The organism is Fictibacillus phosphorivorans (assembly GCF_023715845.1).
GTDB lineage: Bacteria > Bacillota > Bacilli > Bacillales > Fictibacillaceae > Fictibacillus > Fictibacillus phosphorivorans_D.
The window spans coordinates 1-19,690 of the sequence record NZ_JAMBOR010000036.1 but is presented as its reverse complement, the minus strand read 5'-3'; the positions used below and the strand labels follow the sequence as shown (position 1 = coordinate 19,690).

Below are 19,690 nucleotides of genomic sequence, written 5' to 3'. Positions count from 1 at the left end.
AGAATTTTACAATACAGAAAGATATCAATGGACATTAAGCAGAATGACCCCGGAACAATTCCGAGGTCATCTAATAGCTGCTTAAATGGACTTTTTATAAACTGTCTAATTTAAAGGGAACAGTTCATTTCTTAGAGCTGATGCCGGTCTTTTTGTTTTTTTAATGGTCGTTTTTTTGAGTTCTCTCTTCATGTACAATTGATTGAAGTGTAAGATGCGAGACTCCTTGGGGACGAGCGGGACAGGTGAGCCCCCCGGAAAGCGAGCATCTGGAACGGAAATCAACTCGCTTTCAACACCCATGTAGCAACAATACACTCCATCATTTCTTCTCAAACAAAACAGCTACCTCATGCTTCTCTTCCTCTGCGAAAAATGTTTTCGACACGCGGTAAGTTCCCGCTTCCTGATCCTTTAGCTCAATCGGCTGCTCATAATTTTCCCCGGCTTTTACCGTAATCATCTGTTCCGTGAACATTTGATTCGAATTGATCTTGTTCCATTTTCCGCCTTCCCATTTTTCAAGAGTAAAAGCAACTCCCGTTGAAACTTCTTTATCGGAACTGTTTTTCAACATCAACTTTCCTTCTTTACTATCCTTTTCAAGTTGGACCTCTGCCTTCACACCTGCTTCCTCCTTAGCCTTATCATTTTCTACCTGAGGTGCTCCACTCTTCTTATCCTCTTCAGGGGCAGGCTTACTGCCACATGCGGCTAGGAGAACAAGAAGGAACGCCAAGAAAATAAGCTTCATGTTTTTCATCACTAAGCCCTCCTTTTTCCTATTAGTCGATATGACTAGTAAAAAGTTTCATACAAACTGTCGTTTACAGTCATCAGGAGGTGGATATGCTGTTACCAAAGGGGGCTATCATGAATATATTACTTATTTCTACTATTTTATTTTTGATGTCCTTAGCCCTTGGAATCGGCTATTTTGCTACTCGCTTATATGAAAAAAGTATTTTCTTAGGGTTTGTGACCACTCTCCTTGGGTTAATCATTCCGTTTTCATTATTGATTCTGTTCATTTATTTGTATGGATTGTACCATCATGGTCATCCTCTTCAGTTTAAATGGTAATAAAAACCTGTTCTTAGGCTACAAACAGCCCTCAAACAGGTTTATTTCTATTGCACGCGATTCTTCAATTTTGAAATATAAGCAAAAGCTTCATTCATTTCCTCTTCTGTATACTTCTGCTTCGCTTTTACCGTCTGAACCTTCTCTTTGATCTCATCCTCGTCAAATTTATCAAAGTACATGATCGTTGAAACAAGTTCTAAAAAACGGGAAGATTGTTCATTCATCGAGCGAACACAGTCTCCCAGCAATTCGATCTCTGCTCCATACGTAGATAGGAGCTTCTGCCCTTCTTCGTTCACCGCATAGCGATACTGAGAATAGCCGCTTACCTTTTCCTTCACTTCATGGATATATCCCATGTTGCACAGTTCTTCAATCTTTAGCGTCAGTTCTTCAGAATACGGTCCATAAAAATGAAACTGATATTTTTCTTGGAAAGGAAAATTTAGCTTCTTTGCGATGTATACCATTTTTTGAAGTTTCTTTCGGCCAATCACTTCCCCAGCTTCCTGAATCAGAGTGACGACTTTTAAATGATCCTCAAACACTGTACGTTCCCCCTAACATCCTTTTTCGTGCTATTTATGTAAAATCTCTTTTATTTTGGTTTTCAAAGACTCATCTTGAATTCCTTCAATCAGATCCATCGGAAAATACAGCTTATGATCGGTGCGGCGTTTTCCTGAGATCGCCTCAACTACGTCGGACTCTCTCGATAGCTCCCGAATCTCACCGTTTGGTTTCAACAGATTGATCGGCAGACGCTCTTCTTTTTCACCAGGGCGGTAAAAATCATAAGGAAGGTCAGAAGATGAATCAACGACAAGGTAATACTTCGGATTGATACCCGCTTCCTGAAAATATGCAGACAATAAATGGCCATCTGTAAAAGAAACCATTTCCGTATATTTGAATAGTTTTCTATCGATAAAACGGATACAAAGATCACTCAAGATCGGATCCTTTTCATCCATCCATCCTTGGAAATAATAATGGATGACACCCTCATCGAGTGATATATAATCCTCTAAAGATACGCTCCCTTCGAAAAGGGTCTTGAAATGAGACAGTTCTCTCTTAAAGGTATACCCTGTTTCATATAGTTCCTTCGCGCGGTGGAGAATCTTACTTAAGATGACTTCCGCACTGCGCGTCACAGGATGAAAATAAACCTGCCAGTACATCTGATAGCGGCTCATGATGTAGTCTTCTACCGCATGCATACCGCTGGATTTAATGACAACGCCATCCTCAGTAGGGCGCATCACGCGAAGAATGCGTTCAATATCAAAATTTCCGTAGCTGACTCCGGTAAAGTACGCATCACGCAGTAAGTAATCCATTCTGTCCGCATCGATCTGACTCGAGATCAAGCTGACGATCAGCTTGTCCGGGTGCGTTTTCGCGATTACTTCTGCAACCTGCTTCGGGAAATCTTCACCCATCTGCGAAAGGATGCTATTTACTTCGGTATCCCCTAAAATAATATCGCGGCTGAACTCTTCATGGTCCACCCCGAACACTTTTTCAAAAGAGTGAGAGAACGGACCATGTCCCACATCATGTAAAAGCGCCGCGGATAGGACGAGAAGGCGCTGCTCCGGATCCCATGTTTGTTTTTCTTGGAAAATATCTATGATTCGTCTTGTAATCTCGTAAACACCAAGCGAATGACTAAAACGGCTGTGTTCAGCGCCATGAAACGTTAAATATGTAGTACCAAGCTGCCTGATTCTTCGCAGTCTTTGAAACTCGCGCGTGCCGATCAGCCGCCAGATCAGTTCATCACGAACATGAATATAGCGGTGTACCGGGTCTTTAAACACTTTTTCTTCGTGCAGCTTTCCTAATGGTTTCGCCATTGAATTTTTTCCTGCTCCTTCTGCCAGCATTTATAGGTAAGAGTTCTCTTAAAAAAGAAAAATCCCTTCCTCAATAATCATGTTGAGAAGGTATTTTCTGATCGGAATCTGTGATTTATTCATTTGAATATACCCTATTGTATCGTGTTCCTAACTTTCAAAACAACCACTATTTTTTTCTATATCCGCTTCTCTTTATTTCGGGCAAAGGTGTTCATAAATCCACCATTTTCTTCCCCTTTCAATATGCGTTATACTAGATAAAGCTTACAACGGCAATGATAGTTTTATATGAATAAATGTTGATTGACGCGCGTTCGGATGCTCATTATTCCACATAAGCGTCCCAACTTGTATATAGATTTCAGGAGGAAAATGAAATGGATCAAGAACGAAGATTAAAAAATGGACAGGCCTGGAGTAACTCTTCCTATCAGGCTTGGGTGAACCGTTTTGGAACGCCTGAAAAAGCGGCGAAGCGCATCTTAAAAGATCCAAAAAGGCGACTACAGCCACTCGATCAGTACATTGGGGATGTGTCTGGTAAAAAGATTGTTAACCTTTTAGGATCACACGGCAGTAAAGCAGTCGCTTTGTCATTATTAGGAGCTGATGCGACGGTTATCGATATTTCGGAATCAAACGCTATGTACGCTCGCGAACTGGCTGAAGCGGCTGACGTAAATGTTCGCTATGTCGTTGAAGATATTTTAAATCTGCCTGCGTCCGAATTAACAGGTGATTATGATATAGCCTTCATGGAGAACGGTATTCTACATTACTTTACTGATTTAAATGCTTATTTTGAAGTGGTGGCAGGTCTATTAAAGCCTGGCGGTAAACTGATCCTGCAAGACTTCCATCCTGTTTCTACCAAACTGATAGAATCCCAAGGAAAAAGCCAAGCTGTAAGAAAGCATAAAGTTACAGGGGATTATTTTAGTGAAGAGCTCGTAACGAAGGATGTCGCATACTCCAAATTTCTTCCTGAACTGCAATATGCTACTTCTGAAGAACGGGCTCCATTCCAGGTACAACTCCGCCAATGGACGCTTGGAGAAATCGTGACGGCAGTCGGCAGCCACGGATTATGGGTCAAACAGCTTGTTGAAGAACCGCATCCAGAAGAGCTGGACCGCGGAATTCCAAAATCATTCATCATTGTTGCGGAGAAACTGTCATGAGCAATCATCTGTTAGAGCAGCCAGCTTGGCGACTGATCGACCAATCAACACTCGGACCAGAATTTGATGCGAGACAGTCCTTTGCAACGGATGATACACTTTGTACCTCTATTGGAAGCGGAAATTCCCCCGCGACAGCACGTACATGGGTCCACCACAACACCATCGTCCTCGGCATTCAAGATACACGACTTCCCTATCTAAAGGACGGTATCGATTATTTGAAAGAGCGCGGCTATCGCGTGATCGTACGGAATTCGGGTGGACTAGCGGTTGTACTAGATGAAGGGGTATTAAACATTTCACTTATTCTTCCGGAAAAAGAAGGAACAATCGACATCAATCAAGGCTATGACACGATGACCGCATTAGTGGAACAACTGTTAGAACCTTATGGAGCGACATTTGATGCCTACGAGATCGTCGGCTCTTATTGCCCGGGAAGCTATGATCTAAGCATCGGCGGAAAAAAATTCGCAGGAATCTCACAGCGTCGTATGCGCGGCGGTGTTGCGGTACAGATCTATCTTTGTGTGGACGGCAGCGGATCGGAACGTGCATCGTTAATCGGTGAATTTTACAAGCGTGGATTAAAAGATGAGACAACAAAGTTTCAATATCCTGAGATCCAGCCAGAAGTCATGGCAAGTTTAGCAGAGTTGCTAAACCATCAACTCACCGTAGCAGAAATCCACACACGTCTCTTACAAGTCCTGCATAAAAACAGCGATCTTTTTTTCAGTGGTCAGCTATCACCGGATGAAAGTGAACTGCTCCCAGGAAATATTCAAAGAATGTGGGATCGAAATGAAAAGGCACTGTCACTATGAGTGGCAGTGTCTTTTTGGTACGGACATCCACTTCCTTCAAATGGCAAATTACATCGTGCTCTTTTTATGTGATCGTGAATCTCCAACTACAAAAGTGTCCGTCTCCATCAAAAAAACCAGCTCCACTGAGCTGGCTTTCCCCATTATTTAACGTCTAATGACTGCATCGCTGTAATCAAAGCTAATTTATAAACATCTTCTGCATCACAACCGCGTGAAAGGTCATTAACAGGCATATTCAATCCTTGCAAGATTGGCCCGATCGCTTCAAATCCACCTAAACGCTGAACCATCTTGTAACCGATGTTCCCTGTTTCAAGGCTTGGGAAGATAAATACGTTCGCTTCCCCTTTCAACGGTGAATTCGGTGCTTTTTTCGTTGCTACTGACGGTACGAATGCTGCATCGAACTGAAGCTCTCCGTCATACGTAAAGTTAGGGTCCATTCCTTTAAGAATTTCCAATGCTTCTACAACTTTTTCTGTCTCAGGAGAAACAGCTGATCCTTTGGTTGAGAAAGAAAGCAATGCTACTTTCGGGTCGATCCCAAATACGCGGGCCGTTTCAGCAGAAACCACAGCAGATTCAGCTAAGTCTGTGCTGGAAGGTGAAATGTTGATCGCACAGTCAGCGAATACGTACTTCTCATCGCCACGCACCATGATAAATGCACCAGACGTCTTTTTTACGCCTTCTTTTGTTTTGATGATCTGAAGAGCCGGACGAACCGTGTCAGCTGTTGAGTGAGCCGCTCCACTTACAAGCCCTTGAGCTTTACCCATATAAACAAGCATCGTTCCAAAATAGTTTTCGTCTAATAAAATCTTACGTGCTTGTTCTTCTGATGTTTTCCCTTTACGGCGTTCTACTAGAGAGGCAACCATCGCATCAAACTCTGGGTACTCAGCAGGGTTAATGACTTCGATTCCACCTAATGAAACTCCACCCGCTTCTGCTTTTGAGGAAACTTCCGCTTGGTCTCCTACTAAAATAGGCTGTAATACCTTTTCAGAAGCTAGACGGCTTGCTGCTTCTAGAATTCTCTCATCTGTTCCTTCAGGAAAAACGATAACCGGATTCGCTGCTTGTACTTTATTTTTTAAATCTATAAAGAGATCGCTCATATGATAATAGCCTCCTAAATTTCTTGTTTCTGACTCTATAATTAGCATTCCCTACTAGGTTACTCCTTTTTTATAACCTTTTAAACCTATCCATATCGTTGAAAGCGCTTGATAAGAGAAGTTCTTTTATTTTGAATATTTAAAACGAATGTTGATATTTCCTCTTACGGGATGTTCGCTTTTAGCAGGGGCATGTTTGATCCTCCTCTCGCCTTATCGTTTAAAAGTTATGTCTCCGGGAAAACTTTAACTGTAATCCATGAAGGAGGCGTTTTTAAAGATGCACCAAACGTATCAAGAATGTATCGATGAATGCTTGCGATGTATGCAGGCTTGCAACCATTGCTATGATGCTTGTTTGCAGGAAGAAGATGTGAAGATGATGGCGAATTGCATCAGACTCGACCGCGAATGTTCGGACATTTGCAACTTTGCCGCAGAGACGATGGCTCGGAACAGCTCATTTATCAACGAGATCTGTGAACTTTGTGCGAAAGTGTGTGAAGCGTGCGGTAAGGAATGTGAAAAGCATGACCACCAGCATTGTCAGGAGTGTGCTGAAGCCTGCTTCCGATGTGCAGAAGTTTGCAGAAAAATGGTTGCATAACGGAATACTAACTTTCTTCCACCGCGGAAGAAAGTTTTTTTTGAGATATGAATCTTTATCTTATTCCTTCCGTAAAAATGAAAGATAAATATAGAGGAGGAATCAGCATGTCTTTTGTTAACCGTATGTTGGCTAGTGTAGGAATCGGAGCAGCAAAGGTAGACACCATTTTAGATAAAGATACTTACTCACCTGGAGAAACAATTACAGGAACAATCAAAATAGTAGGCGGAAACGCAGATCAAAAAATCGACCACATCAACCTTTATGTAATGACCGAATTCTATCGTGAAGTGAATGATAAAAAAGTGCGTGATACTGCAGCCATTGAAAAAACTACGGTTGGCTCAAGCCTTGATGTTAAGGGAGGAAGCTCTCAGGAGATTCCTTTCTCATTACAACTTCCTTATCATACGCCTTATACCCTTGGCCGTACCCCAGTTTGGATCAAGACTGGCCTAGACGTTCAGATGGCGGTAGATCCAACCGATAACGATCAGATTCGTGTACAGCCCGATACTGGAACAGCGTCCATTTTTAATGCGATCGAGCAGCTTGGTTTCAGGCTACGAAAAGCAACTTGTGAAGCAGCACCGCGCTTTATGCGACGCAGGCTTCCTTTCCTGCAAGAGTTTGAGTACGTTCCCGCTTCAGGTGCTTATCGAGGAAAACTGGATGAACTTGAAGTCATCTTCGTTCCGCAAACGAACAGCATCGAGCTGTTAATGGAAATCGACAAGCGCGGAAAAGGATTGTTCGGTATGCTGGAAGAAGCAATGGACCTTGATGAGAGAAAAGTACGCCTATCATTCACACGGGCTGAGCTGCAAGATCTATCTGGCGTAAAAGCCAAGATTGAAGGCACGCTCCGTCAATACAGCTAACCCTTTTTGGAATCGTTCCTACTTATGGTATATTTGTAGGGACGTGTTTATTTTTTACAGGGAGTGAATATAACGATGAGTGAAGCAGCTATTACATTAGAAGGCTGGTATTGTCTTCATGATTTCCGTGAGATGGATTGGGCAGCTTGGAAGACCCTTACAAGTGACCAGCGCGAATTCGCGATTAACGAATTTTTAACGTTTCTTGAAAAATGGGAGAACGTAGAAGCAAATAAAGCAGGCAGTCATGCTCTTTACAGCATCATGGGGCAAAAAGCAGATTTTATGATGATGCTACTTCGCCCTACTATGGAAGAATTGAATGAGATCGAGAACGCATTCAATAAAACAGCTTTTGCTCAATATACGATTAAAGCGTATTCTTACGTTTCTGTTGTAGAGCTGAGCACATACAACCCGCAAAACGAAAGTGGCGAGATGGATCCGATGATCAAAGCCCGCTTGTTCCCAGAACTTCCGAAGTGGAATCATATTTGTTTCTATCCGATGGACAAGCGCCGTGACGGTGACGACAACTGGTACATGCTTTCCATGGAAGAACGTAAAAAAATGATGTACTCCCACGGTATGATTGGCCGCGGATATGCAGGGAAAGTAAAGCAGATCATCACTGGATCTGTAGGGCTCGACGATTGGGAATGGGGCGTTACGCTCTTCTCAAACGACATGCTTCAATTTAAAAAATTAGTATACGAAATGCGCTTTGATGAAGTAAGTGCACGCTACGGTGAATTCGGATCTTTCTATGTAGGAAATATCCTAACAAAAGAAGCTGTGCCTGCTTTCTTGCAAGTGTAGCTAGATGGATAAAGGGACTGACTCGAAAGTGTAAAAACTTTTGAGTTCAAGTCCTTTTTTTATTTTTTAATTAAAGAAGAAAGATGTTTTGACCAGTCAAAACCACATTAGTTACTAAAAAGACTGCCTTTCAAGCTATTGTAAGACTTGAAGCAGCAAGTTTGAGCGAAAACTTACCCATTTTGAGCGAAGATCTGGAATTTTGAGCGTAGCTTACCGATTTTGAGCGGTACTCGAGGATTCAGAGCGAAAACAGGGTCTTCTTGCGCGAACGTGCAACAGAATTGAAAAACACGTACCGTAAAAACTTCATTCGGACTTTTGGATAAAAACTAAAATGGTATGGCGCCACCCTTTTATGAAAAGTATATACTTCCATTCAACTAATAAAACTTTAATAGGCATTGGTCTAGTTTCCAAACAAGGCTCATACACATATATCGAATGTTCTGTTTCCCTGCTTGTACACCAAGAATCGACACATAGAGGGGGAAGGCAATTGGCTGTTGTTAAAGCAACCAGTAAAGACATTGCTCTACTTGCACGGTTGATGCGTGCTGAGGCTGAGGGGGAAGGTAACCAAGGGATGCTCCTTGTGGGTAACACTGGCGTTAACCGGATTCGCGGAGACTGCCTTGATTTTAAAAAGGTCCGTAATATGCAGCAGATGGTTTTTCAAAAACCAGGGGGGTTCGAAGCAACGGTCAAAGGATATTTTTATCAGGGTGCCCGTGAGAATGAAAAAAAACTGGCTAAAAAAGTAATCAACGGCAAGCGTTATCACCCTGCAAGAAATGCCTTATGGTTTTTTGATCCAGGTGGGGCTTGTCCACCCACGTGGTACAATCAGCCCCATTCAGGCAGCTTCAAATCGCATTGTTTTTACCAGCCTAAACAAAGTGATTGTCCGAGTGTGTATTAACACCTTTTAGGGAGGCATGTTGATGAATAATTTTAATCCTTATTACCGGCAGCAAAATGGAATGAGTGGTATGAATGGAATGGGTGGCACAGGTGCAATGGGTGGCATGATGGGAGGCATGGCTGGAATGGGTATGCCGCAGGAAATGGCACAAGGCCAGCAGGGACCAGGAGCAGGCGGAGATCAGATGGCAGATTTGGCTGTACCGGGCCAGCTGCCGATCGAGCAATCTTATATTGAAAATATTCTTCGATTAAACAAAGGCAAGGTCGCAACGGTTTATATGACTTTCGAGAATAATGAAAAATGGAATGCTAAAGTTTTTAAGGGAGTCATAGAGGCTTCTGGCCGAGATCACATAATTTTGAGTGACCCGCAAACAGGCAAACGGTATTTATTATTAATGGTATATGTAAATTATATTACGTTCGATGAAGAGATTAATTATAGCTATCCATATGGAACACAGCAGCAATCTGGGCAGTTTTCTCAATACAGTCCTCGCTGATAAAAAGAGAAAAATGTCTGGTCAAGACAGTTCAGAAAAAAGGCGTCCCGTAAAAGGAACGCCTTTTCATTATGCTTTTACAACTGAAATGATCAATAAGATCCATCCAACGATAAACGCAACTCCCCCAAGAGGTGTGATCGGCCCGAAAAATTTCATGCCTGTGTTCGACAGCGCATATAAGCTGCCAGAGAACAATAGGATTCCGATAAAGAACGACCAACCTGCTCCAGTCAATAAGGCAGATGCAGGCCATTTTCCAAGCAGAATGCCAACCGCAACTAAAGCTAATGCGTGATACATTTGATACTGGACACCCGTTTGATAGACGCTCAGCATGTTGCGTTCTGTGAGTTTAGCTTCTAAAGCATGTGCGCCAAATGCTCCTAGCATAACAGCAAGCATGGCATTAATCGCTCCTAATATTAGAAAAAGCTTCATAGTTCCACTCCTGTTTTTCTTTTATCTTACCATTGAAACTTACTGATTCAAAAGGTTGCCACAGGATTGTAAAGAATTTGGCGGACAGCTCGTCCATGATAAAAAAAGAACGCTAACGTTGTTTGGTCTTGCGTTCGATGTCCAGCATCCGGACGTATTGATCAATCTTTCGTTCCAGTTCTTCTTTTTCAACTAATTCTGAATGGAGTTCTTTAATAATTCCTTCTAAGCTCTGAATCCGCTTCTCAAACTGGAAGAGCAGGTAGCCTGCAATCACAATAGGAAAACCAACATTACCGAGGAGAGTTACTAAGTTAAGCCATTCATTCGCTTGATTCATCATGTTTCACCCCTCATTTTTTTCGAACATATATCGAACATATGTTCGTAAATATATTATAAAGCGGAGGAGAAATTTTTACCATGATTCCTTTTTCATATTCCCTATTTGATTCCTAAGACCTACACAAATAATAGGTTTAATAAAAATTTCTAGTGGAATAAAACTACTAAGACAAAATGAACAACCAAGGAGGAACAACAAAATGGAACTTATTACTACGATGTTATATACAATTTTAGGACTTGCCACTCTCAGTCTAATTGCTACAGTAGCTGCAATTTACTTTTCTAATAAAAAGATCAACGAAAAAATTGAAATCGCAAAACGTAAGGATGAAAGAATGGAAAACCAACACACCTATGTATCGATCTAACAGCGTTTAATGACGCTGTTTTTTTTGTGTTATTTTTCTTTTTTGTTTTAAGTTTTTATTGCCGAGTAAGCTTCGAATCAGCAAGTTTGAGCGATAACCCATCCATTTTGAGCGAAGATCAGGAATCTTGAGCGTAGCTCAGCGATTCTGAGCGGTACTCGAGGTTTTTGAGCGAAAAGTGGGTCATCTTGCGCGAACGTGTAACAGAATTAAAAAACACGTACCGTAAAATAGCCATTCATTCAAAAAAAGAAGGCTGACTTTTGTCAGCCCTTCTCTATGAATGGATCAAAAACCCCCTGACTCTTCCTCCGCCCAGCTGGTTCACTAATCAAAAATCAAAAATGGAATCTCCATTTCCGTCCTTATCCTCGTTGTCATCATCATCGTATTCCATGTCATAGTCCATCATCGATTTTTTGTGGCTTTTCGCTGGCGGAGCAGTCACCATGCTCACCGGTTTTTGGACAGGATGTGAAGGAACCCACTCTTTTACAGAAGTCTCCTTGTCATCTCCCGCTTCCATCATTAATTCGCACAATGTGTGTATGGCTGTGACATGCTCACGAAGCTTAGGAGAATGTTCTCCAGATTGCTTGATTTCCGCAAGATGCTTTTCTATTTTTTTCGCAAACTGGCTTACTGGTATGTTCATCTGTTTCACCACAACTATCTTTTTTTTCTATTCTATCAAACGAGGCACCAGAAATAAAATAACGACAAAAAGACAGCCCAAAATAAGCTGCCTTCCTCTCCAAATCCGCGCAGTATCCCTCATAAGCCAGCATGCGTACGGTGATCCAGGCCGTACGCCCAGCTAGCGAATGCTAAAACATAAATCAATTATTTTATTTAAAATAGACTTCCCCCTTTTCGTTTTATTTTTTATGTCTAATCATTAATCGCTATGACGTATCCACCCAACCGTACGTCTGATTATTAAAGTTATCGTTCACTGCTTGCTGAAATTCTACTTCAATTACATTTTCCGAATCATCATTCAGCAGTATTCTCCCCCAACGATCCACCGCAGGCAGAGCTTGTCCTGATTTCGGTAATGAAGCAGCAACCATATCGTTCTTCATAACAGACCCTATTAACAGCAGAACCCAAAGGATGTACGTCATAACTTCCATGTCCCTTCCCCTTTCAATATAAGAATGATAAGTTCCCGATCTATTTTAAAACCAACTGGCAAGCCTCTGTATATCTTTCCTCCTTTCGAACTTACCAATTTATGTGGTGATAACTGAGATTATACGTACCTTATGATAAAATGTTTGTCAGAATGTGCTTTGATTTCAAAATTTCTATCAACAAAAAAATAGTCTCACATACAAAAAAGAGCACATTGAGCACCTTTTTTTGTATACTAGTGAGAATAAGCTTGAATATGTTAGCGACTTCAGGCTGATTATGATAGAAAAAGACGTACACTTTATTAGGATTTCTTAATAAAACTACTTTCTGTAGAAACAAGGAGGAAAATCATGTCCATACTTAACGAAATACTAACGCACAATCAAAATTTTGTTGAAAACAAACAGTATGAACCTTTTCAAACGACTAAATTTCCTGATAAGGGTCTCGTTATCGTCTCTTGTATGGATACACGCCTCACAGAATTGATGCCAAGTGCGATGAATATTAAAAACGGTGATGTAAAAATCATAAAATCTGCTGGTGCGGTTATCTCCCATCCGTTTGGGTCTGTGATGAGAAGCATACTTGTTGCAATCTATGCCCTAAAGGCTAAGGAAGTCATGGTTATCGGCCATCATGATTGTGGGATGAGCAATGTAAACGCAGACGAACTAATCGGCCAGATGCAAGAACGTGGCATCGAACAATCTACATTAGATACGATCAAATATTCCGGCCTTGATCTAAAAAAATGGGTGCATGGTTTTGAAAGTGTAGAGGATTCCGTGCAGAACAGTGTAGAGTTAGTGAGGAATCACCCGCTATTACCAGAAGGCATTAAAGTCCATGGTCTTGTCATTGACCCTGAAACGGGCAGACTGGACGTAGTAGATGCTGATATTGAATAGTTGAAGAAGTGCCTCCAAGCGGGGTGCTTTTTTTATTTCTAGTCAAATTAAAGCGCGCGAATGTTATTGAAAATAGTAAAATGATACCGTTATTGATTCAGAATTAAACGTTTAGAATCTCCTTAATCCGTGAATACACACTATATCATCGTTTAAAGGAGAGGATATAAAAAATGGTTAAACCAATTGTACATGAATTTAACTCACAACAAGAATTGATCGCTGCTGCCAGTGATTTGAAAGCAAAAGGTGTTCATGAAGACAATCTCTATGTCCTGTCACACGAAAAAGACGACACGCATGACCTAGCGGATAATGCAGATGTAAACACAATCGGATTAAAAGAAGAAGGGCTAGGCACGGCGCTCAGCAACGTGTTCGAGTCCAGAGGTGATGAACTGCGCAAGAAGATGACTGAAATTGGGTTATCTGATGTAGAGGCAGATCAATATGAGAAAAGATATGGGTAAGATCTTACTCATTATTAAAAACGAAGACAAAGTAACGAACCTGCCATAAGATATGGAAAAGCCGCTCACCAAGTTTGGTGAAGCGGCTTTTTATTTGTCCTACATGCTCCTTCTGAAGAATCCCCGCAAGTCCTTTATTCTATTGAAAAATTTTTCCTTATTTACGGTTTCTCTTTAACGGTTCCCGGGAATGAAAAGAGGACGAGGAGGAGTAACTATGAACATACACAATGACCAGCTATTTTGGCCATCCACATATACCGAGGACATTCAGTATCCCGTACTTGAAGAGAATAAGACATGCGATGTGCTCATTATCGGCGGAGGAATGTCAGGGGCTCTATGTGCTTATACGTTAGGCAAGGAAACCGACCTCGATGTAATCCTCATTGATAAAGGCAAACCAGGGTATGGCAGTTCTTCAGCAAACAGCGGATTTTTACAGCTCTCAGGTGATCAGATGCTTCACGAGCTCATCGAACAAAAAGGCGAGCAAGATGCCGTTTATTTTTATCAGTTGTGTCAGGATGCTTTAGAAGACTTAAAAAGGATCGCCAAAAACGTATCGGAAGAATCTGATTTCAGTGAAAAGAAAAGTCTTTATTATGCCAGTACACCTGGAGAAGCCTCAACGCTAATCCGTGAATATGAAACGCTTAAGAGATTTGATTTCCCTGTAGAATTTTTTGAACCGCAAGAGATTGCTTCGCGCTTTCCCTTTACAAAATCAGCTGCACTCGTAAAAAACGGTGATGCAGAACTTAATCCCTATAGGTTTGTTCAGACTTTGTTAAAAGATGCTGAAGCGGCTGGCGTTGAGATTTATGAGCAAACACCTCTTATGAGAAAAACAAAAAACGTCCACGGGTTTACCTGCGAATCGGAAAACGGAACGATTCAGGCACGGCACATCATTTTTGCAACGGGTTACGAAAATGACTTTCTCACTCAGCAACTAGGTGCAACCCTTAACCGAACGTATTCGATTGTAACAGAACCTCTCCCATCCTTAATGGATCAATACAAAGAATGGATGATCTGGGAATCAAAGCGCCCCTACTTCTATATGCGTACAACAAAAGACGGAAGAATTCTTGCAGGAGGATTAGATGAAGAGCAAGCAGAAGCATCCACCAAGGATGGCTTAATAAATGAACGAGTTGAACAAATTTTACAGAGAGTAATAGAACTCTTTCCGGATGGTTCACCTGAAATTTCACATTCCTGGTCTGCCACATTTGGTGAATCTCACGACGGACTTCCCTATATTGGCGAACATCCTAACCGGTTAGGCGAGTATTATTGTTTAGGCTTTGGTAAAAATGGAACGGTCTACAATATGCTTGGTGCAACAATGATCAAAGATCTCATCACAAAAGGCTTCCACCCTGCATCCCGACTGTTCACCATAGCAAGAGCTGCGAGGTTATGAAATGAAGACACTTACTCATTTTTAAAGGAAGTGTCTTTTACACGGCGCACAAATTAGCCATATAAAAAAGCCAGCTTAAACATAGCTGGCTTTCTCTAATTTATGAAGCAGTCGGTGCGGCTGCGATTTGTTTTTGGATAAAATCAATGGATTTTTTATTGAAAATCTCCGGTTGATCAACATTGCAGACATGTCCACAATCTTTAATCGTCAAAAGCCTGGAATGCTTCTTTTTATCGATAAACGCCTGAATGGGCGGCAAGAACATATAATCTTCTTCACCCATGATATACAGTGTAGGTATAGGCGTTTCTTTTTTCGTTAACTTTTGCAAAAACGGATTAATCTTTAGCGTTAGCTTGAACCAGCGCTTGAATTCATTCTGACATAGCTTTTTCGCTTCCCCTATAAAAAGTGAACGCGATGCCTCATGTCGCTTCTTTGGCATGATCACCCATGCGAATAAACTATAAAGCCACATGTAAGGAATAAAAGATTTACATAGATTCCCCACTGCAATCAAGAACTGTGAGCGGAAATTCATTTTCGTTACGGCTCCGCCAAGCGTCATTGAACAAACACGCTCTGGTTTCATCTCGGCCAGCGTTTGAATCAGAATCGTTCCCAGTGAAATACCGACAAAATGCGCTTTCTCAATCTTCAAATGATCCATAACCTCAAGAACATCAAGGCTTACTTCTTTAAATGAGTATTTTTTTAATAAAAATTTCTCAGATTGTGATTTCCCGTGTCCTCGTAGATCAACAAGCAAAACATTAAAGTGTTGTTTAAATTCTCTTAACTGTTTATACCAAATGGATGAACTGCCCCCTGCACCATGGACAAAAATCACCCATTGATGATTTTTTTCGTGTGTATAAGTTTTGTAATGAAGCACGAAGTATCCCCCCTATTGGTTAAAACATCGATGAAAATTCCAGCCTTCATTTTAACATACTCTATATGTTTTGTACCCTCATCTAGGCAAAAGAATGTGTACAAACTGGAAACATGACGTATTTCTCTTTATACTATAGGTATATTAACGATAGTGAAGTCGGGAGGTTTCAAAATGGCTAAAGAAAGTTCATTTGATATTGTTTCACAAGTTGATTTATCCGAAGTGGACAATGCCATCAATATCGCAACAAAAGAGATTACAAACCGTTATGATTTTAAAGGCAGCAAAAGTGAAATAACGCTTGATAAATCGGCGGAAGAATTAGTTTTAGTTTCTGATGATGAATACAAGCTTGAACAGCTAAAAGATGTAATGATTACAAAGCTTATCAAGCGCGGTGTTCCAACAAAAAACCTGGATTACAGCAAAATCGAACAAGCTTCAGGCGGAACCGTTCGCCAACGTGCGAAGCTTGTAACAGGAATTGATAAAGATAACGCTAAGAAAATCAACACATTGATTAAAAATTCCGGTTTAAAAGTTAAAAGCCAAGTACAAGATGACCAAGTTCGCGTAACAGCAAAAAGCAGAGACGATCTTCAGCAGATCATTGCTCTCGTAAAAGAAGCAGATCTGCCGATCGATGTGCAGTTCATTAACTACAGATAAATATAAAAAAGCTTGAGGGGAGATCTATTCCCTCAAGCTTTTTGTTTGGTGGTATTCCTTACTAAATCTATCCCAGTTCTTTTTTGTCAGTAGCATCTAAAAGTTTCATCTTTTCTAGCTCCAGCCTCATCTTTTGTGTTTCAATCACATAATTCTCATGCTTTAACCGTTCAAGTTCAAGCTCATCTTTAAGCATTTTGTGCTTTAGTTTGGTCTGTGATATAAAATATCCCGATATGATAGCAATAATGGGAATAGAGAATATCATAATGACTGCAATTGTACCTGTCATAGTATTCCTCCTAATAATTTTTTGGTGCCTGAACAAAATCGGTGCTAACTGTACAAAAAGTGGCGTAACCGTACAATTTTTTCCTCTACTGTGTACAAAATGCACTACTGAATAACTAACTCACCCGGATCACCCTCAGGTTGATCGACCAAACTCCCCTCTGGAAATATAAATGTCCATAGCATACTTGTCTGCGCAGGAATCTCTAAAGTGTATGCTGATTCGAACTCTCCTAACGTTTGACCTCTTTCTTTGTATACGACTTTCTTTCCTAAAAGTGTCATTGGCTGTTTTGAATAATTACTTAACAAAACGGTTACCAAAAATTTTTCTTTATGATTAAATGCCGTTTTTAATAGAATTGCTTCGTACCCTTCTTTTTCGTCAGCTCTTATTTCAGAAAAAACTCGCTCGATCTCATTCCTGTCTTTTTCCGCCAAAGTCCTGTCCCATGCGGATTCAAAAAGTAACCTTTGCACGTTCCTCACCTCTTTTTTACTCATTTCAATATTGGCTCGCCAATCCCTACGACACAAGCTTTTTTACTTCCTTTATTCGTATATTGAGCTCGCAGCTTTTAACAAATTTGATTTTGCTTTCTTGCTATCTTTCTCTTCTTCTTTTAGATATTCCATCTTATGATACAAGCCATCCTCTTCCCATGCCAGTATCGGCAGATCAGGACTTCCGGAGAAATAGGCTTTCGTCCCATTATCAAGCTCAACTTTTTCATCCGTTTCAATTTTTTCTGTATGAGGCAGAAAATTAGAGACACGATAGGCTAAATAGACATTCTTTCCTTTCTGATTTGGGTAAAAGATCGAATCGAGCATGATATTTCTCTTTTCTCCCCAATCTGAAATTTGAAAAGTAGAAAAAGTCACTTTGAACGGCAGTTTATCAGGCAGTTCTATAGAAAACGGCAGAGCCTTTTGCGCCTCCTCTTTTGAAACCTGATCATAATATCTCGGGTATGCCCCTTTTACGTGATCCTGCAGTTTTAAGTTTTTGTCATTTAACGTACCCTGCGCAGCACTGCTTGAACAACCAGCCAACAAGACAATCATAACCAGATAAACAAAAATCTTCAGCTTACTCAACCGCCCCACCCACTCCTTTATTTTATGGAAGATGGTAATCTAAACTTTCTATTCATTTATTTCTACATGAACAACTGGAGTTCCTTGTGTACCTTATTGAATAAACCGTGATGACGAATCTTTTCAGTACATCCATGCAGCAGATAAATCATGGAGTAAATGAGTGAATTCTCATCACAAATTTCGACATTATTTCCACGGCAATAATCATTGTTTCTACAAGTTTCATTTTCTTTAGCTTTTTATTATTGCTGGAAATTTCAAGAAAATGAATAATTTTTACAGGAATATCCGTCTACATACCGAATACTAATAATCTTGTTCTTTTATAGAAAAAAGGGGGCATTACCATGAACGTAGATTCGAAACTAAAGAAGAAAAAGAATCCTTCGAATCGAAAAGCTTATCTTCTTCCTCTTGCCATTGTTCTACTTTTGATAGGTTTGGTGGTTTGGAACAACATTCGACAGGAGACTAAACTTCCAAGCAAAGACTGGAGCCGATCCGTCAGTATAGCGGCCGAGTCCGTAAGCTCAGAACCTATTGCCTTTAAGGAAGACAATCAGTATCATATCTACACGCATCTCAATGATGGTATAAAAGCAACCATTTTGGATGAGAAGCTGAATGTTGTTTCTGAAAAAACCGAAAAGCTGTCAATGGATGAACGAGGCAACTTTTGGACGAACGGAAAGCAAATCGCTTTCGTATCGCAGGGCGATTTAATCATTCGTGAGGGCAGCAAAAATAGCGTAATAGATAAAGACGTTGAAATTTTAGCCGATACAAAGGAACGTTTTGCCTATACGAAAGACAACGAAGTTTATATGTATGATCCTAAGAACGAAAAAAGCCGTTTGATCTTTTCAGCGAAAGAAAAGATTTCAGAGTTGAACGCTCATCCAGATTCTTCTTCCTTTATTGCCGTTGTCGGTGAAAAAGTTGAAATGGAAGCATTCTATTTAACTGAAAAAAGCGGACAATATGAGCCCGTTTCTATACTTAAGTACAGCAAAACGCCAACTGATAAAATCTATAACTTTAGGTTTGCTGAAAGTAATGATGGCGTTCATATCCTTTATACGTTCTATTCAACCAAACAAGGAACAAAATCATTTAAGACTTACTATGGTTCAGCACCAAAGAACCAGTTAAAGGACCTTTCCTTTTCAAGTGTTACTTTTAAAGATGAAATGGAAGGTTACGAAATTTTAAATCCAAATTATTTAAATTTGTACATTAAGAACGGTGTGCCTTCCATACTTTTTTCTGCTCGAGGAGCCATTTCTAATAAGAAGGATGCGGGTAATATTTATCAAGCATCGCTAAAAGGGGATACGTGGCAAGCAAAACGAATCAGTACGACGAATGATTTCTCAATTTATCCGGTAAAAGCAGATGATCAAACCATCTTCTGGTTAAAAGCGGAGTCTGTTAAGGAATTTCAAGTTTATGCTGCCAGTCAGGATCCATCCATTATAAAAAGCAGTCAATCGATCAGTAAACAAGATGTCTATAACGCTACATTTGATGCTTTTGCTGCTTCCATTGTGTCATTTATCGCGATGACCAATGCTTTCGTCTGGATTGTACCAACGATTTTATTTTTAGGTATTCTGTATGTCGTAAGAATTGATGTTATAGAAGAAGAAAAACCATGGGTAAAATTAGACTAACCTAGGTATTTGGGACACAATAAAACACCTTCGAAATGATACACTTATTAAAAGTGAAAATCGGAGGTGTTTTTGCATGGGCAAAAACGTTTATTCAAAAGAAACAAAGTGGGCTG

At 40.5% G+C, this 19,690-nt stretch carries 26 protein-coding genes and 1 pseudogene; 15 read left to right on the top strand and 12 right to left on the bottom strand.

Annotated elements, in window-relative coordinates; all coding sequences use genetic code 11:
* A partial coding sequence (locus tag M3206_RS19250; RefSeq protein WP_425590697.1) for an IS3 family transposase occupies positions 1 to 85 on the top strand: 85 nt, incomplete at its 5' end.
* Positions 86 to 322: 237 nt separating this feature from the next.
* On the opposite strand, the gene M3206_RS18305 is transcribed toward M3206_RS19250, so the two are convergent.
* Positions 323 to 763 (bottom strand): immunoglobulin-like domain-containing protein, encoded by a 441-nt coding sequence (locus M3206_RS18305; protein ID WP_251313960.1) that lies wholly within the window; start codon positions 761 to 763, stop codon positions 323 to 325.
* A gap of 110 nt (positions 764 to 873) precedes the next feature.
* Here M3206_RS18305 and M3206_RS18300 point away from each other — a divergent pair, with 110 nt between their 5' ends.
* On the top strand, positions 874 to 1,083 hold the full coding sequence (locus tag M3206_RS18300) for a hypothetical protein (RefSeq protein WP_251313959.1): 210 nt from the start codon (positions 874 to 876) through the stop codon (positions 1,081 to 1,083).
* A 47-nt stretch (positions 1,084 to 1,130) separates the two neighbouring features.
* Here the strand turns inward: M3206_RS18300 and M3206_RS18295 are convergent, their stop codons facing one another.
* Both M3206_RS18295 and M3206_RS18290 read right to left on the bottom strand, forming a co-directional pair.
* On the bottom strand, positions 1,131 to 1,634 hold the full coding sequence (locus M3206_RS18295) for a YwgA family protein (RefSeq protein WP_251313958.1): 504 nt from the start codon (positions 1,632 to 1,634) through the stop codon (positions 1,131 to 1,133).
* Positions 1,635 to 1,664: 30 nt separating this feature from the next.
* Positions 1,665 to 2,948, bottom strand: coding sequence for an HD domain-containing protein (locus tag M3206_RS18290; protein WP_251313957.1), 1,284 nt, complete (start codon positions 2,946 to 2,948; stop codon positions 1,665 to 1,667).
* 380 nt (positions 2,949 to 3,328) lie between these two features.
* On the opposite strand from M3206_RS18290, the gene M3206_RS18285 reads away from it, so the two are divergent.
* Both M3206_RS18285 and M3206_RS18280 read left to right on the top strand, forming a co-directional pair.
* The gene (locus M3206_RS18285) at positions 3,329 to 4,132 is read left to right on the top strand and encodes a class I SAM-dependent methyltransferase (protein ID WP_251313956.1); all 804 of its coding nucleotides are present in this window, start codon (positions 3,329 to 3,331) and stop codon (positions 4,130 to 4,132) included.
* The gene (locus tag M3206_RS18280; RefSeq protein WP_251313955.1) at positions 4,129 to 4,962 is read left to right on the top strand and encodes a lipoate--protein ligase family protein; all 834 of its coding nucleotides are present in this window, start codon (positions 4,129 to 4,131) and stop codon (positions 4,960 to 4,962) included. The genes M3206_RS18285 and M3206_RS18280 overlap by 4 nt, the downstream gene beginning before the upstream one ends.
* A gap of 143 nt (positions 4,963 to 5,105) precedes the next feature.
* Here M3206_RS18280 and pta read toward each other — a convergent pair whose 3' ends face one another.
* Complete coding sequence (gene pta, locus M3206_RS18275) at positions 5,106 to 6,086, bottom strand: phosphate acetyltransferase (RefSeq protein WP_251313954.1); 981 nt, start codon at positions 6,084 to 6,086, stop codon at positions 5,106 to 5,108.
* Between the two features lie 280 nt (positions 6,087 to 6,366).
* Here pta and M3206_RS18270 point away from each other — a divergent pair, with 280 nt between their 5' ends.
* The 5 genes from M3206_RS18270 to gerQ all read left to right on the top strand — a co-directional run bounded on the left by M3206_RS18270 (position 6,367) and on the right by gerQ (position 9,826).
* Positions 6,367 to 6,693, top strand: a complete 327-nt coding sequence (locus M3206_RS18270; RefSeq protein WP_251313953.1) for a four-helix bundle copper-binding protein — start codon at positions 6,367 to 6,369, stop codon at positions 6,691 to 6,693.
* Positions 6,694 to 6,800: 107 nt separating this feature from the next.
* Positions 6,801 to 7,577 carry a sporulation protein gene (locus M3206_RS18265; protein ID WP_251313952.1) on the top strand — a complete coding sequence of 259 codons (777 nt, stop codon included), beginning with the start codon at positions 6,801 to 6,803 and terminating at the stop codon, positions 7,575 to 7,577.
* Between the two features lie 75 nt (positions 7,578 to 7,652).
* Complete coding sequence (gene hemQ / locus M3206_RS18260) at positions 7,653 to 8,396, top strand: hydrogen peroxide-dependent heme synthase (protein WP_251313951.1); 744 nt, start codon at positions 7,653 to 7,655, stop codon at positions 8,394 to 8,396.
* 550 nt (positions 8,397 to 8,946) lie between these two features.
* Complete coding sequence (locus M3206_RS18255) at positions 8,947 to 9,318, top strand: cell wall hydrolase (protein WP_425590751.1); 372 nt, start codon at positions 8,947 to 8,949, stop codon at positions 9,316 to 9,318.
* Between the two features lie 70 nt (positions 9,319 to 9,388).
* Positions 9,389 to 9,826 carry a spore coat protein GerQ gene (gerQ, locus tag M3206_RS18250; RefSeq protein WP_425590750.1) on the top strand — a complete coding sequence of 146 codons (438 nt, stop codon included), beginning with the start codon at positions 9,389 to 9,391 and terminating at the stop codon, positions 9,824 to 9,826.
* A 69-nt stretch (positions 9,827 to 9,895) separates the two neighbouring features.
* Here the strand turns inward: gerQ and M3206_RS18245 are convergent, their stop codons facing one another.
* Positions 9,896 to 10,267: a DUF423 domain-containing protein gene (locus M3206_RS18245; protein WP_251313948.1), complete on the bottom strand. Its 372-nt coding sequence runs from the start codon at positions 10,265 to 10,267 to the stop codon at positions 9,896 to 9,898.
* A 112-nt stretch (positions 10,268 to 10,379) separates the two neighbouring features.
* Positions 10,380 to 10,607 (bottom strand): YvrJ family protein, encoded by a 228-nt coding sequence (locus tag M3206_RS18240; protein ID WP_251313947.1) that lies wholly within the window; start codon positions 10,605 to 10,607, stop codon positions 10,380 to 10,382.
* 205 nt (positions 10,608 to 10,812) lie between these two features.
* Here M3206_RS18240 and M3206_RS18235 point away from each other — a divergent pair, with 205 nt between their 5' ends.
* Complete coding sequence (locus M3206_RS18235; protein WP_251313946.1) at positions 10,813 to 10,983, top strand: hypothetical protein; 171 nt, start codon at positions 10,813 to 10,815, stop codon at positions 10,981 to 10,983.
* 331 nt (positions 10,984 to 11,314) lie between these two features.
* Here the strand turns inward: M3206_RS18235 and M3206_RS18230 are convergent, their stop codons facing one another.
* Both M3206_RS18230 and M3206_RS18225 read right to left on the bottom strand, forming a co-directional pair.
* Entirely contained in the window at positions 11,315 to 11,638 is a 324-nt protein-coding gene (locus M3206_RS18230; RefSeq protein WP_251313945.1) for a YwdI family protein, read from the bottom strand.
* A 250-nt stretch (positions 11,639 to 11,888) separates the two neighbouring features.
* A complete protein-coding gene (locus tag M3206_RS18225; protein ID WP_251313944.1) occupies positions 11,889 to 12,119 on the bottom strand; it encodes a hypothetical protein in 231 nt (76 codons plus the stop codon).
* Positions 12,120 to 12,473: 354 nt separating this feature from the next.
* On the opposite strand from M3206_RS18225, the gene M3206_RS18220 reads away from it, so the two are divergent.
* From M3206_RS18220 to M3206_RS18210, 3 genes and pseudogenes are all read left to right on the top strand, one after another.
* Positions 12,474 to 13,034, top strand: coding sequence for a beta-class carbonic anhydrase (locus tag M3206_RS18220; protein WP_251313943.1), 561 nt, complete (start codon positions 12,474 to 12,476; stop codon positions 13,032 to 13,034).
* Between the two features lie 173 nt (positions 13,035 to 13,207).
* Positions 13,208 to 13,553: pseudogene (locus M3206_RS18215) on the top strand (general stress protein).
* A gap of 168 nt (positions 13,554 to 13,721) precedes the next feature.
* Positions 13,722 to 14,936 (top strand): NAD(P)/FAD-dependent oxidoreductase, encoded by a 1,215-nt coding sequence (locus M3206_RS18210; RefSeq protein WP_251313942.1) that lies wholly within the window; start codon positions 13,722 to 13,724, stop codon positions 14,934 to 14,936.
* 100 nt (positions 14,937 to 15,036) lie between these two features.
* On the opposite strand, the gene M3206_RS18205 is transcribed toward M3206_RS18210, so the two are convergent.
* Positions 15,037 to 15,834: an alpha/beta fold hydrolase gene (locus tag M3206_RS18205; RefSeq protein WP_251313941.1), complete on the bottom strand. Its 798-nt coding sequence runs from the start codon at positions 15,832 to 15,834 to the stop codon at positions 15,037 to 15,039.
* A gap of 174 nt (positions 15,835 to 16,008) precedes the next feature.
* Here M3206_RS18205 and M3206_RS18200 point away from each other — a divergent pair, with 174 nt between their 5' ends.
* Complete coding sequence (locus M3206_RS18200; RefSeq protein WP_251313940.1) at positions 16,009 to 16,506, top strand: YajQ family cyclic di-GMP-binding protein; 498 nt, start codon at positions 16,009 to 16,011, stop codon at positions 16,504 to 16,506.
* A 67-nt stretch (positions 16,507 to 16,573) separates the two neighbouring features.
* Here M3206_RS18200 and M3206_RS18195 read toward each other — a convergent pair whose 3' ends face one another.
* The 3 genes from M3206_RS18195 to M3206_RS18185 all read right to left on the bottom strand — a co-directional run bounded on the left by M3206_RS18195 (position 16,574) and on the right by M3206_RS18185 (position 17,898).
* Complete coding sequence (locus M3206_RS18195; RefSeq protein ID WP_251313939.1) at positions 16,574 to 16,798, bottom strand: hypothetical protein; 225 nt, start codon at positions 16,796 to 16,798, stop codon at positions 16,574 to 16,576.
* Between the two features lie 104 nt (positions 16,799 to 16,902).
* The gene (locus tag M3206_RS18190) at positions 16,903 to 17,277 is read right to left on the bottom strand and encodes an SLAP domain-containing protein (protein ID WP_251313938.1); all 375 of its coding nucleotides are present in this window, start codon (positions 17,275 to 17,277) and stop codon (positions 16,903 to 16,905) included.
* 72 nt (positions 17,278 to 17,349) lie between these two features.
* Entirely contained in the window at positions 17,350 to 17,898 is a 549-nt protein-coding gene (locus tag M3206_RS18185) for a hypothetical protein (RefSeq protein WP_251313937.1), read from the bottom strand.
* A 350-nt stretch (positions 17,899 to 18,248) separates the two neighbouring features.
* Between M3206_RS18185 and M3206_RS18180 the strand changes: the two genes are divergently transcribed.
* The gene (locus M3206_RS18180; RefSeq protein ID WP_251313936.1) at positions 18,249 to 19,574 is read left to right on the top strand and encodes a hypothetical protein; all 1,326 of its coding nucleotides are present in this window, start codon (positions 18,249 to 18,251) and stop codon (positions 19,572 to 19,574) included.
* The last annotated feature ends 116 nt before the right edge of the window (positions 19,575 to 19,690 follow it).

Excerpts from the sequence above, each read along its gene's own strand:
- pta (WP_251313954.1), bottom strand. The coding sequence starts at position 6,086 with ATGAGCGATCTCTTTATAGATTTAAAAAATAAAGTACAAGCAGCGAAT.
- hemQ (WP_251313951.1), top strand. The coding sequence starts at position 7,653 with ATGAGTGAAGCAGCTATTACATTAGAAGGCTGGTATTGTCTTCATGAT.
- M3206_RS18235 (WP_251313946.1), top strand. The coding sequence starts at position 10,813 with ATGGAACTTATTACTACGATGTTATATACAATTTTAGGACTTGCCACT.
- M3206_RS18280 (WP_251313955.1), top strand. The coding sequence starts at position 4,129 with ATGAGCAATCATCTGTTAGAGCAGCCAGCTTGGCGACTGATCGACCAA.
- M3206_RS18305 (WP_251313960.1), bottom strand. The coding sequence starts at position 763 with ATGAAAAACATGAAGCTTATTTTCTTGGCGTTCCTTCTTGTTCTCCTA.
- M3206_RS18230 (WP_251313945.1), bottom strand. The coding sequence starts at position 11,638 with ATGAACATACCAGTAAGCCAGTTTGCGAAAAAAATAGAAAAGCATCTT.
- M3206_RS18210 (WP_251313942.1), top strand. The coding sequence starts at position 13,722 with ATGAACATACACAATGACCAGCTATTTTGGCCATCCACATATACCGAG.
- M3206_RS18220 (WP_251313943.1), top strand. The coding sequence starts at position 12,474 with ATGTCCATACTTAACGAAATACTAACGCACAATCAAAATTTTGTTGAA.
- M3206_RS18290 (WP_251313957.1), bottom strand. The coding sequence starts at position 2,948 with ATGGCGAAACCATTAGGAAAGCTGCACGAAGAAAAAGTGTTTAAAGAC.
- M3206_RS18195 (WP_251313939.1), bottom strand. The coding sequence starts at position 16,798 with ATGACAGGTACAATTGCAGTCATTATGATATTCTCTATTCCCATTATT.
- M3206_RS18180 (WP_251313936.1), top strand. The coding sequence starts at position 18,249 with ATGAACGTAGATTCGAAACTAAAGAAGAAAAAGAATCCTTCGAATCGA.
- M3206_RS18200 (WP_251313940.1), top strand. The coding sequence starts at position 16,009 with ATGGCTAAAGAAAGTTCATTTGATATTGTTTCACAAGTTGATTTATCC.
- M3206_RS18270 (WP_251313953.1), top strand. The coding sequence starts at position 6,367 with ATGCACCAAACGTATCAAGAATGTATCGATGAATGCTTGCGATGTATG.
- M3206_RS18265 (WP_251313952.1), top strand. The coding sequence starts at position 6,801 with ATGTCTTTTGTTAACCGTATGTTGGCTAGTGTAGGAATCGGAGCAGCA.
- M3206_RS18240 (WP_251313947.1), bottom strand. The coding sequence starts at position 10,607 with ATGAATCAAGCGAATGAATGGCTTAACTTAGTAACTCTCCTCGGTAAT.
- M3206_RS18225 (WP_251313944.1), bottom strand. The coding sequence starts at position 12,119 with ATGGAAGTTATGACGTACATCCTTTGGGTTCTGCTGTTAATAGGGTCT.
- M3206_RS18285 (WP_251313956.1), top strand. The coding sequence starts at position 3,329 with ATGGATCAAGAACGAAGATTAAAAAATGGACAGGCCTGGAGTAACTCT.
- gerQ (WP_425590750.1), top strand. The coding sequence starts at position 9,389 with ATGAATGGAATGGGTGGCACAGGTGCAATGGGTGGCATGATGGGAGGC.
- M3206_RS18255 (WP_425590751.1), top strand. The coding sequence starts at position 8,947 with ATGCGTGCTGAGGCTGAGGGGGAAGGTAACCAAGGGATGCTCCTTGTG.
- M3206_RS18245 (WP_251313948.1), bottom strand. The coding sequence starts at position 10,267 with ATGAAGCTTTTTCTAATATTAGGAGCGATTAATGCCATGCTTGCTGTT.
- M3206_RS18300 (WP_251313959.1), top strand. The coding sequence starts at position 874 with ATGAATATATTACTTATTTCTACTATTTTATTTTTGATGTCCTTAGCC.